Annotated in this window: 16 protein-coding genes and 1 other annotated feature (1 of these 17 only partly in view); of the genes, 12 read left to right on the top strand and 4 right to left on the bottom strand. The window is 36.8% G+C overall.

Going from position 1 to position 16,590, the window contains the following annotated elements; translation table 11 throughout:
* Nucleotides 1-193, top strand: a binding site (T-box leader) (it extends 73 nt beyond the left edge of the window).
* 151 nt (nt 194-344) lie between these two features.
* The 3 genes from metG to LT143_RS00070 all read left to right on the top strand — a co-directional run bounded on the left by metG (nt 345) and on the right by LT143_RS00070 (nt 4,984).
* On the top strand, nt 345-1,973 hold the full coding sequence (gene metG / locus LT143_RS00080; RefSeq protein ID WP_246938504.1) for a methionine--tRNA ligase: 1,629 nt from the start codon (nt 345-347) through the stop codon (nt 1,971-1,973).
* 189 nt (nt 1,974-2,162) lie between these two features.
* Entirely contained in the window at nt 2,163-4,286 is a 2,124-nt protein-coding gene (recQ, locus tag LT143_RS00075; RefSeq protein WP_246939108.1) for a DNA helicase RecQ, read from the top strand.
* A gap of 164 nt (nt 4,287-4,450) precedes the next feature.
* Entirely contained in the window at nt 4,451-4,984 is a 534-nt protein-coding gene (locus tag LT143_RS00070) for a GNAT family N-acetyltransferase (RefSeq protein WP_246938503.1), read from the top strand.
* Between the two features lie 45 nt (nt 4,985-5,029).
* Here LT143_RS00070 and LT143_RS00065 read toward each other — a convergent pair whose 3' ends face one another.
* Complete coding sequence (locus tag LT143_RS00065; RefSeq protein WP_336296583.1) at nt 5,030-6,922, bottom strand: DNA ligase D; 1,893 nt, start codon at nt 6,920-6,922, stop codon at nt 5,030-5,032.
* Between the two features lie 51 nt (nt 6,923-6,973).
* Here LT143_RS00065 and LT143_RS00060 point away from each other — a divergent pair, with 51 nt between their 5' ends.
* The gene (locus tag LT143_RS00060; RefSeq protein WP_246938502.1) at nt 6,974-7,498 is read left to right on the top strand and encodes a D-glycero-alpha-D-manno-heptose-1,7-bisphosphate 7-phosphatase; all 525 of its coding nucleotides are present in this window, start codon (nt 6,974-6,976) and stop codon (nt 7,496-7,498) included.
* A 20-nt stretch (nt 7,499-7,518) separates the two neighbouring features.
* On the opposite strand, the gene ku is transcribed toward LT143_RS00060, so the two are convergent.
* The gene (ku, locus tag LT143_RS00055; RefSeq protein WP_246938501.1) at nt 7,519-8,424 is read right to left on the bottom strand and encodes a non-homologous end joining protein Ku; all 906 of its coding nucleotides are present in this window, start codon (nt 8,422-8,424) and stop codon (nt 7,519-7,521) included.
* A gap of 283 nt (nt 8,425-8,707) precedes the next feature.
* Here ku and LT143_RS00050 point away from each other — a divergent pair, with 283 nt between their 5' ends.
* From LT143_RS00050 to LT143_RS00040, 3 genes are all read left to right on the top strand, one after another.
* A complete protein-coding gene (locus LT143_RS00050) occupies nt 8,708-9,313 on the top strand; it encodes a DedA family protein (RefSeq protein ID WP_246938500.1) in 606 nt (201 codons plus the stop codon).
* Nucleotides 9,314-9,716: 403 nt separating this feature from the next.
* Nucleotides 9,717-10,454, top strand: coding sequence for an RNA polymerase sigma factor SigI (gene sigI / locus LT143_RS00045; protein WP_246938499.1), 738 nt, complete (start codon nt 9,717-9,719; stop codon nt 10,452-10,454).
* A complete protein-coding gene (locus tag LT143_RS00040; RefSeq protein ID WP_246938498.1) occupies nt 10,451-11,482 on the top strand; it encodes an anti-sigma factor domain-containing protein in 1,032 nt (343 codons plus the stop codon). The genes sigI and LT143_RS00040 overlap by 4 nt, the downstream gene beginning before the upstream one ends.
* Before the next feature lie 234 nt (nt 11,483-11,716).
* On the opposite strand, the gene LT143_RS00035 is transcribed toward LT143_RS00040, so the two are convergent.
* Nucleotides 11,717-11,923, bottom strand: coding sequence for an alpha/beta-type small acid-soluble spore protein (locus tag LT143_RS00035; RefSeq protein WP_246938497.1), 207 nt, complete (start codon nt 11,921-11,923; stop codon nt 11,717-11,719).
* 237 nt (nt 11,924-12,160) lie between these two features.
* Here LT143_RS00035 and LT143_RS00030 point away from each other — a divergent pair, with 237 nt between their 5' ends.
* Together LT143_RS00030 and LT143_RS00025 are read left to right on the top strand one after the other, a co-directional pair.
* The gene (locus LT143_RS00030) at nt 12,161-13,501 is read left to right on the top strand and encodes a TrkH family potassium uptake protein (protein ID WP_272495646.1); all 1,341 of its coding nucleotides are present in this window, start codon (nt 12,161-12,163) and stop codon (nt 13,499-13,501) included.
* Nucleotides 13,502-13,691: 190 nt separating this feature from the next.
* A complete protein-coding gene (locus LT143_RS00025) occupies nt 13,692-14,888 on the top strand; it encodes a bacillibactin exporter BcbE (RefSeq protein WP_246938495.1) in 1,197 nt (398 codons plus the stop codon).
* A gap of 120 nt (nt 14,889-15,008) precedes the next feature.
* Here the strand turns inward: LT143_RS00025 and LT143_RS00020 are convergent, their stop codons facing one another.
* Nucleotides 15,009-15,365, bottom strand: coding sequence for a DUF3905 domain-containing protein (locus LT143_RS00020; RefSeq protein WP_418909785.1), 357 nt, complete (start codon nt 15,363-15,365; stop codon nt 15,009-15,011).
* 158 nt (nt 15,366-15,523) lie between these two features.
* Between LT143_RS00020 and LT143_RS00015 the strand changes: the two genes are divergently transcribed.
* From LT143_RS00015 to LT143_RS00005, 3 genes are all read left to right on the top strand, one after another.
* On the top strand, nt 15,524-15,688 hold the full coding sequence (locus LT143_RS00015) for a hypothetical protein (RefSeq protein ID WP_246938494.1): 165 nt from the start codon (nt 15,524-15,526) through the stop codon (nt 15,686-15,688).
* On the top strand, nt 15,672-15,830 hold the full coding sequence (locus LT143_RS00010; protein WP_246938493.1) for a hypothetical protein: 159 nt from the start codon (nt 15,672-15,674) through the stop codon (nt 15,828-15,830). The genes LT143_RS00015 and LT143_RS00010 overlap by 17 nt, the downstream gene beginning before the upstream one ends.
* 328 nt (nt 15,831-16,158) lie before the next feature.
* Entirely contained in the window at nt 16,159-16,566 is a 408-nt protein-coding gene (locus tag LT143_RS00005; protein ID WP_246938492.1) for a VOC family protein, read from the top strand.
* Nucleotides 16,567-16,590 lie beyond the last annotated feature (24 nt).

Genomic DNA, 16,590 nt, shown 5'->3' with positions numbered 1-16,590 from the left:
GAACTACTATTGGAAAATGGTCTCAGAGCTGTGCACCGATTCCTTAATGGAGGTAGACTGCAACGGGATTTGACGTCCGTTACAAACGTCACGGTATCGAGCAGAAATAAACTATGTTCCGTACCTGTTGAGACTAATGGTGTAAGCTATTAGTGAAAAAAGGTGGTAACACGAGGCAAACCTCGTCCTTTTACAAGTGAACTTGTAAGAGGGCGAGGTTTTTTATTTCTAGTTAGTACTCGAAATACACCACTTTACTCCACTAATGTATCGGGGGCCTGGCCCCCGATACGTTAATGCGATAAAGAGAAATCCACACTAAATAATGAATGGAGGAATTTTTAATGGCAGTTTTTATTGGGGGGGCGTGGCCATATGCGAATGGTTCTCTTCACTTGGGGCATGTTTCGAGTTTACTTCCTGGGGATGTATTAGCGAGATATTTTCGTATAAAGGGAGAGAAAGTGCTTTATGTGTCAGGAAGTGATTGTAATGGAACTCCTATTGCTATTAGAGCAAGTCAAGAAGGTAAGAACGTTGAGGAGATTACTGATTATTATCATGATGAGTTTGTGAAATGCTTTAACAAGTTAGGTTTTACTTATGATTTATATACTCGAACAGATCATGAATATCACCATAAGGCAGTTAAGGATATATTTAAAGACCTAGTAGAGAAGGATTTAATTTATAGAAAAAAAGTTGATCAATCATACTGTAATGAATGTCACCAGTTTTTGCCTGATCGTTATGTGGAAGGTATCTGTCCACACTGTCGTTCCGAGGCAAGAGGGGATCAATGTGATCATTGCTCTTCTATCCTTGATCCTCTAGAACTCCTAGACAGGAGATGTAAGTTGTGTGGACTTGAACCAATAATAAAAGAGACTGAACATTTTTATTTTGCTCTTTCTAAGTTTCAGGAGGAGCTTAGTCAACTTGTAGAGAGAGCAAGCCAGGAAGGTGAATGGAGAAGAAACGCTGTTATGCTAACAAAAAGGTATTTGGTTGAAGGGCTACATGACCGTGCAGTAACAAGAGACCTTTCGATAGGAGTTTCTGTTCCTATCACAGGGTATGAAGATAAAAAGATTTACGTTTGGATTGAAGCTGTTTCTGGTTATTTATCTGCTTCAAAACAATGGGCAGATGTTACTGGTCATGACTGGCAAGATTTTTGGGAAAGAAACGTGAAATCCTACTATATTCATGGAAAGGACAACATTCCATTTCACACTATAATATGGCCAGCCATATTACTAGGATTAGAAAATTTAGCCTTACCGAGCCATATTATCTCAAATGAGTATGTGACCATCGAACAAAAGAAAATCTCTACAAGTAAAAATTATGCAGTTTGGTTGCCTGACTTATTAGATTCTTTTCATCCTGATACCATTCGTTATTATGTCACGATTAACGGGCCTGAAACCAAAGACGCCAATTTTTCCTGGCAAGATTTTGTTCACTCCCATAATGGTGAACTACTAGGAGCTTACGGAAATTTTGTAAATCGTACACTAAAGTTTATAGGAAGGGCGTTTAACAACAAGGTTCCATCCGGAGTAATTGAACCAGCCTTCGAAGATAAACTTAGTCATTTGTATGTATCGGTAGGGGAGAAACTGGAGTGTGGAGAACTTAAATCCTCAATAGAAGAGATCTTTCACTGTATTCGTGATGCCAATAAATTTTTTGACGCACAAAAACCTTGGCTTGCACTAAACGAAGATATAACTAACTGTCAAAATACACTATATACCTGTGTACAAATCATTGCTAACTTATCGAACCTACTATCTCCATTCCTACCATTCTCGGCGGATCAATTAAGAATATTTCTAGGGATTTGTGAGCCAAGGTGGAACTATATTGAAGTTGATACTGGCACTACCATTACTGTAGAGATTCTGTTTGAAAGAATCCTTCCGAGCGTAATCGAGCAGCAACGAAACAAGCTAGGGCTAGTATAGCTAGTTAAACATCAATCGAAATTTAGTCATTTAGTGCATTAAAGCATTGGGGGCCTGGCCCCCAATGCTTTAATGTGATAAAGAGCATCAACTTATAAGTAAATCCTAATTAATTCCTCATCTAATATTCCTGAATCTTTGATATAATAGTTGTGCAGTAAAAGGTAACTAGTTTAGGAGGGGTACTGTATTCTTAAAGATGCTGAGGTTTTATTAAAAAAGTATTATGGGTATGATTCGTTCCGGCGTGGCCAGGCTGAGGTCATTGAGCATGTTCTTAGGAGGAAGCATTCGTTAGTGCTAATGCCTACGGGTGGTGGAAAGTCTGTATGTTATCAGATTCCTGCCCTTTTAATGGAGGGCATTACGATTGTCATTTCTCCGTTAATATCTTTAATGAAGGATCAGGTGGATAGCTTAAATCTGATGAATATTCCTGCCACTTATATAAACAGCTCGTTAACACAGCGGGAAGTTGATGAGCGGCTACATGAAGCTCGGAATGGAACTTATAAATTGATCTATGTAGCTCCAGAACGTTTTGAATCTCCTCAATTTTGCTCCCTGCTTGATAATCTCCGTGTGGAAATGATTGCAGTTGATGAAGCGCATTGTATCTCTCAATGGGGTCATGATTTCCGGCCAAGCTACAGAACACTTTCCCAGGTCATTCAAACTCTTCCTTCAAATCCTGTTATTCTGGCTTTAACGGCTACCGCTACAAATGAGGTAGTAGAGGATATTTGTCAAATGCTTTCCATTGATAATCAAAATGTGACAGCTACTGGGTTTAAACGAGACAACCTCATTCTTTCGGTAGAAAAGGGTGTAGATAAAATGGCTTACCTTACATCCTATGTTTCTAGGAATAAAGAAAAGCCAGGAATCATCTATGCTTCCACTCGAAAGGACGTTGATAAGATTCATGACTTTTTAGCAAAAAAAGGTCATAAGGTATCAAAGTATCATGCAGGACTGTCGGAGGAAGAACGGAAGAATAGTCAAGAAGCATATTTATACGATCATTCTGAAATTATGGTTGCTACTAATGCATTTGGAATGGGGATTAATAAATCGAATGTAAGGTATGTCATTCACTATCAGTTACCAAGAAATGTTGAGTCTTACTATCAAGAAGCTGGACGTGCAGGTAGAGATGGAGAGATTAGTGAGTGCATTATATTATACTCTCCACAAGATACTCAACTTCAGAAATTTTTAATCGAACAAACTATGCTAAATCCTGAATTAAAACAACAGGAATATAAAAAGCTGCAAACAATGGTTGATTTTTGCCATACAGAGCAGTGTTTGCAAGTCTATTTATTGCAATATTTTAACGATCAAGATCAATTCAACACTTGTCAAACTTGCGCTAATTGTAAGGATACAAGAGAAAAAGTGGAGATTACTAAAGAAGCCCAAATCGTTTTCTCCTGCATCAAAAGAATGAATGAGCGTTTTGGCATTACCCTCGTATCTCAAGTGTTAAAGGGTTCAAAAAATAAAAGAATTCAAGAATTTGATTTTCAGAAGCTTTCGACATACGGACTTCTTTCCAAGTATACGGAAAAAGAGATTACTTCCATTATTCAGTATCTCGTCGCAGAAGGGTTTCTACAACTATCTGAAGGAAAGTACCCGATAGTCTCTCTAACAAAACTTTCACTCCCGGTACTACTTGGGGAAGTCAGGGTATATAAAAAAGGAGTTAGTCTACCAACACAGCAAAGTGAAGGCGATCAACCATTATTCGTACAATTAAGAGAGTTACGAAAGCTAATAGCAAGTGAAGAAAAGGTTCCGCCGTTCATGATTTTTTCAGACAAGACCTTAAGAGAGTTAAGTGAGATCAAGCCATTATCAATGGAAGAACTCATACAGGTAAAAGGGATCGGTGAGCAAAAGCGTGAACGATACGGAGCTCGTTTTTTAACAGTCATTCATGAACAAATGGTGCAAGTAAAAACTTTAAAGCCCATATCAGAAAACAACAAGCAGCCGAGTCATTTGGAATCCTTTTACCTGTACCAACAGGGAATGACACTAAAAGAGATATCTACTCAACGAGAAAGATCACTTGTCACGATACAAAATCACATTATTCAAGCAGTGGAAGAAGGAAATGAGTTTGATTGGTACAGCGTTCTTAATGACGATGAAGAAAAAGCGATTATGGAAAAAGTCATAGAGCTTGGTGAAGAACGCTTAAAACCAATTAAGGAAGAGTTACCTGCTGACATTGATTACTTTAAGATAAAGCTAGTTCTAGTGAAAATGAAGCTAGAACAAACAGAGAAAGCCCCTGTTTAGGAGGCTTTTTCTATTTATCTTTACTGTGTCAAAGTGTCAAAGATTTACATACACAGAAAACAACTTATACCTTATAATGGATATGGGTTAAATTGGAAACAAGGTTTACCTTTTCAAGCAAGAAAACAACCAATACCGACTCCAAGTAAAGGAATGAGCTCATAGTGATCATTAAACAAGGACCGTTAACAATACGTCCACTAGCCGAAGAAGATGCTGAATGGTTGACAAAGTGGTTGAGTGATGACCAAGTACTAGAATTCTATGAAGGTCGTGATCGACCATTTTCACTTGAACAAGTGAAAGAAACTTTCTATGAAAGAGAAGAAGAAGTGTTTAGGAATATTGTTTTTTATGAAGATCAGCCTATTGGTTATATCCAATACTACCCAATTGATTCTGAAGAGAGGCTTGAATTTTCCTATCGTGACGATGAAACAATTTACGGGATGGATCAATTTATCGGTGAGGTTTCCTATTGGAACAGGGGAATAGGTACAGAGTTAATAAACACAATGGTACATTTTCTAAGCAATACAGTCGGTGCCTCAAAAATCATTATGGATCCACAAACGTGGAATGTTCGAGCTATCCGATGTTATGAAAAATGCGGATTTGTAAAAAAGATGCTTCTCCCAAAGCGAGAATGGCATGAAGGTGAGTATCGGGATTGTTGGTTAATTGAATATAGTAACTAAAAACTCAGGTACTTATTGGTACCTGAGTCAGCAAGCAACCTAATTTTATTCTGTCTGATTTAGAAAATCTAAGATGTCTTGAAAAGGCTGTGTTTCTTTAACTTTAAAGTAATCTTGGAATGGATTACCAACCTGCTTGATCCGTTCCACCATTTTGTTCACAGGAAATAATTCAGGGGTGAGCTCCTCTGTTACCTCTTCCCAATAAAGGGGAGTGGCAACTAGTCCGTCTTCATTCCCTCTTGCCGAATAGGGAGAAATGATGGTTTTGCCTTCTGCATGCTGTATATAATCTACATAAAGTTTTTGTCCACGATTTTTCTTTAATCTTTCAATCGTAAAGCTATCAGGATCCTTCGTAATTAAATAATGAGCAATGAACTCTGTAAATTTTCTTGTATCCTCATATGAAAACGTATTTTCTGGTAAAGGTAAATAAATTTGGAGCCCTTTGTTTCCAGATGTTTTGATAAACGACTGAAGCTTTAGTCCATCAAATACTTCCTTCATTAAGAGAGCTGCTTTCACCGCTAAATGGAAAAAGTCCCTCGAAGGAGGATCTAAATCAAAGACTATTTCAGAAGGTCCGGTAGAATTTATCGTTTGAAAAGGAATGTGAAATTCAAAAGCGAGCTGATTACCAAGCCACATTAAAGTCTCCATATTATTGCAAACAATATAATTAATACCCTCTGACATCGAGGTCTGAATAAAATCGGGCGCATAATCAGGACAGTTTTTTTGATAAAAGGCTTCCCCTAACATACCATGTGGATAACGTATGACTGTTAACAAGCGATTCTCTAGAAACGGTAAGAGGTAAGGAGCAATGCTTCTTAGGTAAAATAAATAAGTCTGCTTATCAATATTCACTTTCGGCCATAACGGCTTATCAGGATGAGTAATCGTTACTTCTTCAGGAATAGGATGAATACTTTGTTGTAGCTTTTCCCATGTACAATCTTGCCACTTTACATCAAAACGAAATTGCTTAAAAGCTGGCTGCCTTAGCTGCTCCTTATAAAGCTCTAAAAATTGCACGTCCATACAAATACCTGGCTCCACAAAAATAAACTCGTTATTTTCGTTAGTTTTATTAGTTTTTATTACTTGTATGAGAGCATCCCTTTCTTCTGATGAAAAACCATGAGAAACTAACCCTACACTGTACAGTTCACCATCTCGTACAACACCTAAATGAAAATATCCATTTTTCTTCTCATAGGAAATAGCAAAAAAAGTACTTTCTTTCCAATTTTTTATCTTGTACCACTGAGTCGTTCGTTTTCCATCCTCCCATTTGCTGTTAACGTGCTTCGCAATGACACCTTCTGCATCATACTGTTCAGCTAGCTTCCAAATTACCTCATGCTGATCGAATTCTCGTATGTATTGAAAAAATACAGAAGAATGTGGTTGAACCTCTAATGGTAAATCTCCTTCTTTAAATAGTTCCTGCAATTGACCTTTTCGCTCTTTATAAGGTTTTTGAGAAATAACTTCAGACTTCATCATGAGTACATCAAAAACGCAGTAATGAGCTTGCTTCTCCTTTGTTACGGCCATAATCTTATCCTGAGACTTTAACCTTCCTCGCAACTGAATGGCTTCAAAATCAGCTTTAAAAGGAGAATCTAATAAACATAACTCCCCGTCGAATAATAGAGGAAGAGAGTCCTTCCATACCTCTCTTGCAAAAGCAACAGCTTCATCCACCTCAGGAAATTGTGGATGTAAAGAAAGACCATTCCTACTCATGAATTGAAAGCTATGTTCGTCAATATAAAAAAGGGCTCTGAATCCATCATACTTGATCTCAAACGCCCACTCGTTTCCTTTTGGGAAATCGGTTGTTAAGGTAGGGAGCATCGGTTTAGGAATTCGATACATGTTTAATTCCTTTCCACTTCTTTTAACCTTACCTTTTTTTATTTTCACTGTTTTTATGCAATAATTTATTTAGATCAATGCTGACAGGAGGACTTTCCTATGAAAAGTGCAATATTTTTAGACCGAGACGGAGTCATTAATGAGGTATTAACCAAGCGAGTAAAATTTGTCAATAAACCAAGTGATCTATATTTACTTCCTAGAGTAGGAGAAGCCATTAAGTTACTAAATGATGCTGGTTATCCTGTTTTTGTTGTCACCAACCAAGGTGGAGTAGGTTTAGGTTATATGACAGAGCAAGCATTGAAGGCTATTCATCAACAATTAGAAAAAGATTTAAGTGCATACGGTGCCTCAATCGTTGAAGTCGTTTATTGTGCTCATAAGCCAACGGCCGGTTGTGAGTGTAGAAAACCAGGTCCCAAAATGATTACAGATTTAGCAAGGTTACATGGTGTGGATTTAAGTACAAGTTATATGATAGGTGACCGAGATGTTGATATTTTAGCGGGAAAAGCAGCGGGGACGAAAACGATTATAGTCGGAGATGAGAAAGCGGATATGGCAGATTTTCGATTTAATGATCTATATGATGCTGCTACTTGGATTACAAAAAAGGAGTGAGCAAAACTCACTCCTAACTTTTAAGCCTTTTTTCGAGTCGTTCTTGTTTTCTTTTTGTCAGCAGGAGCAGCAGTAGTCGCTTCTGTTCCAGTTTTCTTTTCAGCTATAGGCTCTGCTTTAGGCGCTGTTTTCGGTCTAGTTGTTGTAGGGGCTTTATCTTTAGTACGTTCGATACTAGCCTGTAATGCGCTCATGAGATCAACAACGTTTGTACGAGGTGCTTCTTTCGCTGTCGTTCCCTCATTCTTATTAATTTTCTCTTGAATAAGTCCATGAACAGCTTCTCTGTAGTCATCCTTGTACTTATCAGGTTGAAATTCAGTCGTCAGCTGATCAATAAGCATAATGGCAGTGTCAAGCTCTTTTGGGTTAATCTCAACGTTTTCTGGGACGCTTGGTACTTCTTCTACATTTCTTACTTCATCAGGATAGTGAATGGTTTCCATGACAAGCGTGTTTTTATACACTCTGACAACAGCCATTTGCTGCTTTGAACGAATGGTGATTTCTGCAATACCAATCTTCCCTGACTTTTGTAATGCCTCACGTAATAATGCATATGCTTTATTTCCGTTTTCACCAGGACCCATATAATAAGACCTACTAAAATAAATAGGGTCTATTTCCTCTAAATTCACAAAATCAATAATTTCTACACTTTTTTCCTCATGTTCTTCTTTTAAGCTGGCTAATTCTTCATCAGAAATCATAATGAATTTCCCTTTCACATATTCGTAACCCTTGATTAGATCTTCGGCTTCGACCTCTTTTTCGCAATTTGGACAGACTTTTTCATACTTAATGGGTGTATGACATTCCTTATGAAGTGTTCTTAATTTTATATCCTTATCTTCGGTTGCTGAAAAAAGCTTAATCGGTATATTAACAAGGCCAAAGCTAATAGAGCCTTTCCACATTGTATGCATAAATTAACACATCCTTACAAAAATTGTTTGTTATAGTTTTTCCCTACTAACTATTTTCACACGGGTATAATCTTTCCAATCAATCATTGACCTCCTACACGCATACCTTTAAAATAACGATGTATGTCCTATTTAATTAATTACAAAGGCTTTTTCGTAAATGTTGTTGCTTTTGGAAAAGAATCCTGATTATTACTAACTACCTTAATGATCTATGCAGTTGCATTTTTCTAAGAACCAAGACACTAATTTAGAAAAAGTTTAAATTGAGAGGAAGCCATAAATGGAAGAATGGATTATAACATTAGTAGAATTTCTAAAGCAGTTTTCATATCTAGGTGTTGCAATTGCGTTAACGTTAGAATTTGTTCCTGCTGAGGTTGTCTTACCTCTTGCCGGCTATTGGGTGTATGAGGGAGATATGTCTTTCTGGCTCGTTGTATTAGCGGGAGCGCTAGGGGGAACGTTTGGACCGCTTACTTTATATGCACTTGGAAGATTTGGTGGCAGACCATTTCTCCTTAAATATGGAAAGTACCTATTCATTAAAGAAGCCCAAATTCAAAAAGCAGATGACTTCTTTACAAAATATGGAGGGATTGTTGCTTTTACAGGCAGGTTTGTTCCTGGTGTGAGAACGCTAATTTCAATACCTTGTGGCATGGCCAAAATGAACGTCTGGGTATTTAGTATATACACCTTTATTGCCATGTTTCCCATAACTGCGCTTTATGTATTTTTGGGAGTTCAATTAGGGCCACGTTGGAAGGATGTCGGAAGCCTAGCAAATCAATATTTACTTCCAGTCGCAGTAGGATTAGTGATCATCATTTTTTTATATGTAATGTGGAAAAAAAGAGTGGTTATATTCAGAGTTACTCGAAAATAGAAACAAGCCCTTTCTTACTAAAGAGAGGGCTTTTATACGTCATCCAAAGTGTATGAAATTGTTTTATAAATTCACCCCCTAAAAGGGGGAGGAAGATGCGTACGTTATGGTAAATGGAACAAAGCCATTGTAATAGATAAAGCGTTGGCGCCATCGCTAAAGTCAATGTCAAGATGCTATAGATACATGTGTTTATATGAAAAACAGGCAAACTTAAACGAATCCTCTTCAATATTTTGGTACTATCTATAAGGCAACGTCATGTTATAATGAAAGGATTCATTTTTGTTACTTCGTATGGATAGAAAGTAGCAAAAAATTAATATGAATTAATTTTAACACGACGGTCACATACTCTTATACAATCACGAATTTTTTTATTGAAGAGAAGAGGTGAAGCCTTATGCTTAGTTTACTCTTTAACTTAAAAAAGACGCAAACCCTTGAGGATAAGGTAATTGACATCCAAAACGGGAATGTTGAACTTAAAGATGAACTTATTAATGATTATAAACCTTTTATAGCAAAGACAGTTTCGAAAGTCTGCAAACGATATATTACGGAGATGGATGATGAATTTAGTATTGGACTCATTGCTTTTAATGAATCCATTGAAAAGTATTCGTCAGATAAGGGAAGTTCGCTTCTCTCATTTGCAGAATTAATTATAAAAAGAAGAGTCATTGATTTTATTAGGAAAGAAAGTAGACAACAAACAGTCAAACTTGATTCTCAAATCAATGATGAAGAAACTGTTCAAAATAAATATGAGGTAGATGTGTCAGTAGACAATTATTATAAAAAGCTAGAAGAAGAACATCGAAGAGATGAAATCTTTCACTATCAATCGGTATTAAAGCAATTTGATTTAAGCTTTCAGGATTTAGTTGAGAATTCTCCCAAGCATTCGGATGCAAGAGAAAATGCAATGAAGGTAGCAAAGGAAGTCATTAGTAATTCTGAGTTTAAACGGATTTTGTTTGAAAAGAAAAGGCTACCTATGAAAGACTTAGAGAAGGAAGTTGAAGTTAGTCGCAAAACGATAGAACGAAATAGAAAGTATATCATCGCGGTTTGTATCATCATGGCAAGCGATTATACATTTTTAAAAGAGTATGTTAAAGGGGTGATGGACAATTGAAGAAAGGAGTAGTGCTGGAGGTTAATGCGACACATGTAACGGTTCTTACCCCTGATGGTGAATTTCTAAAAGGACGAAAAGTGAGAGAGAATTATGAAGTTGGAGAGGAAATTGATTTTTTTCCGTTAAATGAACGTGCTAGTTTTAAGAAAACTCCGTACTTTAGCTTTGGCAAGTTACGAATAGCATTAGCAAGTTCAATAGCAGCCATTTTATTATTTTTTACTGCCTTTTCCTATTATGACAGTCATCAGGTATATGCCTATATGTCTATAGATATCAATCCAAGTATAGAAGCAGCTGTTGATAAGAAGCTAAGGGTTATTACATTAAAAGCATATAACCAAGAAGGTAGAGCCATTATAGCTAATTTGGAAGAATGGAAAAATCACTCCATTGAGAGTGTAACGGAATCTATCATCAAGGATAGTCGAGAATCTGGGTATTACAAGGAAGGTGCAGAGGTCATCATTGCGACAGTCGTAGTGGATGATGAAGGAGATGTACTTAAAGAAAAACTAACAAAAAATGTATCAGCCATAGCTAAAGCTCACAAAGCAGAGAATGTGAAAATTACCGTCTTGGACCGGGGCATTCAGGATAGAGAGCTTGCAATTGGAAAAGGCTTATCTACAGGAAAGTACGTTAAAGAATTCATCATGGCTACAAAAGATGAAGAACAAAAAGAAAGTAATAAAGAAACAGAAGCAAAAGATAAGCCTGTAGAACAACCAGTAAAGCCTGTCGATAAAGAGAATGAAGTAGTAGAGAAACAAAAAGAAGAATTACCTAAGGTTCAGATGCAGGAAAAAAATAACGATGCTAAAGCCAATCAACAAAAAGCAACAGAGCAAAAGCAAGAAAAGAAGACCGAACATGTAAAAGAAAAACTAAAAGAAGTAAAAGAAAAAATTAAAAATAAAAAAGAAGATCGCGATGATGACAGAGAAGAAGACGATGACGATGACGACGATGAAAAAGGCAAAGATCGCGACGAGGACGATGACGACGAAGAAGACGATGACTAGAGTAGGGTAAACCTGCTCTTTTTCTTTTACATTGTTTCGTGAAATTAGTAGGTAGAATAGTGAAATAAGGCAATATTTCGTGGAATGATTTTATATTTTGTTGGAATACTCGGTAAGAAGTTGGAATCAATCTATTTTCCGTTGAAATATCAGTACATGTAGTATTGATAACAATTTCTGCCTCATGTAAAACCCGGAATATCAACTATTCCGGGTTAAGCCATGTATATTTAATTATTGTTGTGGATTAAATTGACCATTGATTTGTTGTTGGGCTGTCTTTACAAGACGCTTTGTAATTTCGCCACCAACAGAACCATTTGCTCTTGCAACTGTATCTGAGCCTAGGCTCACACCAAACTCTTCAGCAATTTCATATTTGATTGCATCTAATGCCTGTTCGATACCAGGCACTAATAGTTTATTACTACTGTTAGCCATTTGGATCGACTCCTTCCATTTCTTTTGCAATAAGGTATTGCTTTCTTAGTATGAGAGACTGTATAGTAACTAATACTGTCCAATGATTTCAATTGATGGAAAGAATCTCATAACCATACAGGACTTGTAATAAATAGATTTACGAAAGGCTGTTGCCCTTTTCGATTATATAGGTCAAAATGGGAGTGTATAATAAGTGTGAAAGGTTAGGGTCAATTTATGTTTCAACCATTTAAAATGAAGCTACATAGGCTTAGTCCGGCACAGCTCATTGTCAGTTTCTATTTCATAGCTGTAACCATATCAGTTATATTGCTTAGCTTACCTGTAGCTCATAAAGAAGACGTAACATGGAGTTTTATTGATGCGTTATTTACAGCTGTTAGTGCAGTAAGTGTAACGGGATTGACCGTAGTCTCCACCGCAGATACCTTTAGTGTGACCGGGGTCTTCATTCTCGCATTCGTACTTCAATTTGGCGGTATCGGGGTTATGACACTAGGGACCTTTGTATATTTAATTATGGGGAAGAAAATTGGTCTGAAGGAAAGACAATTAATTATGCTAGATCAGAACCAAACTAATTTGTCTGGTCTCGTCAACTTAATGAGACAAATTTTAGCCATCATTATTATTATTGAATTAATGGGTGCATTGATCTTAGGAACTTATTTTTTAAATTACTTTCCTACATGGCAAGAAGCATATTTACAGGGTTTTTTCGCCTCCATTTCGGCAACTACAAATGGTGGATTTGATATAACCGGTAGTTCTCTTATTCCGTTTGCCAAAGACTACTTTGTACAATTTATTAATATGTTACTCATCATACTTGGAGCAATTGGATTTCCTGTCTTAATTGAGGTAAAAGACTTCCTTACTAATAAAACGGATGGTTATCGATTTAGATTCTCATTGTTTGCGAAGCTCACATCCATTACTTTTTTTCTATTAATTGTATTTGGTACGATTGTCATCATACTTTTAGAGCTCAAGAATTTTTTCAAAGACATGGTTTGGCATGAAGCTTTGTTTTATTCCTTATTTCAGTCGATTAGCACGAGAAGTGGTGGCTTAGCTACAATGGATGTTAATGAATTTAGCGAACCGACGTTGTTCTTCTTATCCATCCTAATGTTTATAGGTGCCTCTCCAAGCTCTGTAGGTGGGGGAATAAGAACGACGACCTTTGCTTTAAACCTATTATTTATATATCATTTTGCAAAGGGAAATAAACACATAAAAATATTCAATCGAGAATTACATGAAGATGATATTCTAAAGGCACTCGCTATTTCATTCTTAGCGATTATCATTTGTTTCTCTGCCACTTTAATCCTTTTAGTCACAGAACCGTTTCCGATTATCAGCATTATCTTTGAAGTATGCTCTGCATTCGGTACGTCTGGACTATCAATGGGAATTACCCCTGACTTAAGCACATTAGGTAAATGTATCATCATTTTCCTTATGTTCGTAGGAAGAATTGGGATTATTCTCGTATTAGTATTATTAGGTGGTCGAAGAGAAAAGAAAGTCCGCTACCATTATCCAAAAGAACGAGTAATTATCGGCTAAACAAAGGATCTTCTCTTGCAGAAGGTCCTTTTTTGTTATTTATTTATTTAACGCAGTAAAGCGGTGGGGGCCTGGCCCCCACCGCTTTACTGCGTTAAACCACCATTACCATTAACTTACAATATAAATTTACGAAGAAAAACTAATGATAATAGAGTCGAATTCAATTCTGATAAGGTAGGTTGTTTAAATGGAACATGAAAAAAAGTGGTCAATCGTTTCACTTGCTTCCATACCGTTAGTTATGACTTTAGGGAATTCAATGCTTATCCCCGTTCTCCCTACAATTGAGAAAAAGTTGAAAATTAGTTCGTTTCAAGTAAGTATGGTCATAACTTTATATTCCATTGTGGCGATTATTCTCATTCCGATAGCGGGTTATTTATCGGATCGAATTGGACGTAAAAAAGTAATTATTCCTAGTTTAATTATAGCGGGTATTGGAGGATTAATATCAGGTTGGGCCTCATGGAAAATGAAGGATCCTTACATGATGATTCTCGTTGGAAGAGTGTTGCAAGGTGTCGGTGCAGCAGGTGCAGCTCCTGTTGTGATGCCTCTAGTTGGAGACATGTTTAGAAGTGAAGAAGAAGTAAGTAAAGAGCTGGGTGTCATTGAGACCTCCAATACGTTCGGTAAGGTGTTAAGTCCTATTTTAGGTTCCTTACTCGCCGGGATTGTGTGGTTTTTACCCTTCTTTGCCATTCCTGCATTTACTTTAATTTCTATTATCTTAATGATATTTTTAGTTAAAAGTCCAAAAAAACAGGATGAGCCCTTACCTTTTAAGGAATTTCTTAAGTCAGTAAAAAAAATATTTAAGGAAAGTGGAAGATGGTTATATGCCATTTTTGCCATTGGCTGCATACTGATGTTTGTTCTATTTGGCGTACTCTTTTACTTATCTTCTATGCTTGAGGATCAACATGGTATAGAAGGGGTAAAAAAAGGTTTAATTTTAGCAATCCCACTTGCTTCGTTATGTTTAGCTTCGTTTATAACAGGTAGAAAAATTAAAGAGAATAAAGTCTTAATGAAATGGATAACAGTGGGGGGCATTGCCTTATTAGCAGCTTCTGTTTTTGCGATTAGTTTTACAGAAAATATTTATTTCTTGCTTGGCATTTTCTTTGTCTGTGGTGTAGGGATCGGGGTTACGTTACCTTGTATGGATTCACTCATTACAGAAGGAATTGAAAAAGAGGAAAGAGGAACGATTACCTCACTGTATAGTTCAATGAGATTTATTGGGGTGGCAGCAGGTCCTCCTGTGTTTGTTCTCCTTATGAAAGCATCTCATCAAGTAATGTACTATAGTATTACAGGGATCTGTATTCTCGCTGGCTTAATTGCTCTAAAGGAGATAAAACCAAAGGCAGAAGGTTAAGGCCTGCGTCGAGCAGGCTATTTTTTACGTTATCTCTAAGACAGTGTTCTTTCTTAAGTATCAGTATAGCTCGACAGCAACAAAAAGCATCAGCCTCATTTGAGCTGATGCTTTACTTTATTAATCCTGATTATAGCTAACATCCTTATCTGGATGTGTAAAAGGAACACCTTGTGGTGGTATCTTTTTCTCTATTAAGTCCCTATTTTCAGCTGTATTCCAGCCAATATCATTGGTAGGGTGAACCCATTCTTCTCCTGCCATTATAGAAGGATCCACGTCGTCCGACCAATTATTAAGCGGAGAGTTAGGTGAATCATAAAAGCTGTCGCCAATTACCACTCCATGCTCATTCACGAATGGTTTTTCCATCTTAATACCACTCCCTTTGAACACTGGAGCTTCGGGTTGGTGTGGCATGGTTTCATTCATAAATGGCACTTCTAGTTGATCTTCAGTCTTTTTCTTTTTCTTCAAACATCTCACCCCTTTATTTAGTGTTTCCTTCTTATTATCTCCAACGGCCACAAGGATATGAAAGGAGCTTGACGTCTAAAAAAAGCTCATAGGCAAGGAAGAAACGGAAACAATAAACAGTGAGGAAAATCCTCAACTTTAGATAAGGGGTGTTCACTATGGCTAAGAGAAAAGTAAAATTTGATGCAGCCTTAAAAAATAATAATACACCAACAGAAAGTATGCCGGATACAGAGTTTGCTCAAGAAGCGATTGCGGAAGACGCAATGAAGGGTGCAAACCGCAACTCTAAAAAAGGATTACAAAATGGAAAACAAGAATAGCAATCAACATCAAAATCGTGAAACGTTTAGCGAAGAGTACAGCAATGAGCTAGGCGATTTTAATGCTAATAAAGTACTCGAACTCTTGAGCGAGAGTAAGTCCGAAAGTAAAAAGAAGGAACAAAAAAAGAAAAACGGGTAGGCATCATCCTAACGAGTTTGGCTCTAAAGCACGTACACAAAATAACTCAAGAAGAAGTTCAGTTTTTTAATAAAATTGAACTTCTTCTTTTTTAATGGGTCTTTTCTAGTACTAAGTTGCCTTCTAATCTACTTTACCTAAATTCAAGCTTATTTTTAACGATAAATGCTGTTTAAGGACAATCCATATACTTACACAGTGATTTTAACCGTAAGGACCGGTATCTTCTGTGAAAGTTTCGGGGAGTACTTTTTGTTTAAATACTGAAGGAATTAGTAGGAGCGATAGAGAATTACCTCTAGGATGGAAAATATAAGGGAGGTAAGATATGGGAATCCAAGCAAAAAGTATTTTTGTTAACCTACCAGTAAAAGATCTAAATAAGACTAAGGAGTTTTTCTCTAAGTTAGGTTTTGAGTTTAACTCTCAGTTCACCAATGAATTAGCCGCATGTATGATCATCAGTGATAATATATTTGCCATGTTGTTAGTTGAAGACCACTACAAGAACTTTACTAAAAAAGAGATTGCTGATACAACTAATAGCTCAGAAGCCATTATGGCTTTATCTATTGATAGCAGGGAAAAAGTTGATGAGATTGTCAATAATGCTTTAAAAGCTGGAGGCAAGCCTTCAAAAGAGCCACAGGACCATGGTTTTATGTACGGGTGGGGTTTTGAGGATATTGACGGTCATCTTTGGGAACTATTTTTCATGGATACGAATGCTCAATAGTGAGTAAAATAAAAATGCTTGGAG

The organism is Bacillus pinisoli (assembly GCF_023036475.1).
Taxonomy (GTDB): Bacteria; Bacillota; Bacilli; order Bacillales; family SA4; genus Bacillus_BS; species Bacillus_BS pinisoli.
The sequence above is the reverse complement of the archived record's forward strand: the minus strand, read 5'-3'. Positions and strand labels throughout refer to the sequence as shown.

Bases quoted from the DNA above. Each gene is read 5' to 3' on its own strand.
- LT143_RS00050 (WP_246938500.1), top strand. From the start codon at position 8,708: ATGGAAGAATGGATTATAACATTAGTAGAATTTCTAAAGCAGTTTTCA.
- metG (WP_246938504.1), top strand. From the start codon at position 345: ATGGCAGTTTTTATTGGGGGGGCGTGGCCATATGCGAATGGTTCTCTT.
- LT143_RS00015 (WP_246938494.1), top strand. From the start codon at position 15,524: ATGGCTAAGAGAAAAGTAAAATTTGATGCAGCCTTAAAAAATAATAAT.
- LT143_RS00030 (WP_272495646.1), top strand. From the start codon at position 12,161: ATGAAGCTACATAGGCTTAGTCCGGCACAGCTCATTGTCAGTTTCTAT.
- LT143_RS00010 (WP_246938493.1), top strand. From the start codon at position 15,672: ATGGAAAACAAGAATAGCAATCAACATCAAAATCGTGAAACGTTTAGC.
- LT143_RS00060 (WP_246938502.1), top strand. From the start codon at position 6,974: ATGAAAAGTGCAATATTTTTAGACCGAGACGGAGTCATTAATGAGGTA.
- LT143_RS00025 (WP_246938495.1), top strand. From the start codon at position 13,692: ATGGAACATGAAAAAAAGTGGTCAATCGTTTCACTTGCTTCCATACCG.
- ku (WP_246938501.1), bottom strand. From the start codon at position 8,424: ATGCATACAATGTGGAAAGGCTCTATTAGCTTTGGCCTTGTTAATATA.
- sigI (WP_246938499.1), top strand. From the start codon at position 9,717: ATGCTTAGTTTACTCTTTAACTTAAAAAAGACGCAAACCCTTGAGGAT.
- LT143_RS00035 (WP_246938497.1), bottom strand. From the start codon at position 11,923: ATGGCTAACAGTAGTAATAAACTATTAGTGCCTGGTATCGAACAGGCA.
- LT143_RS00005 (WP_246938492.1), top strand. From the start codon at position 16,159: ATGGGAATCCAAGCAAAAAGTATTTTTGTTAACCTACCAGTAAAAGAT.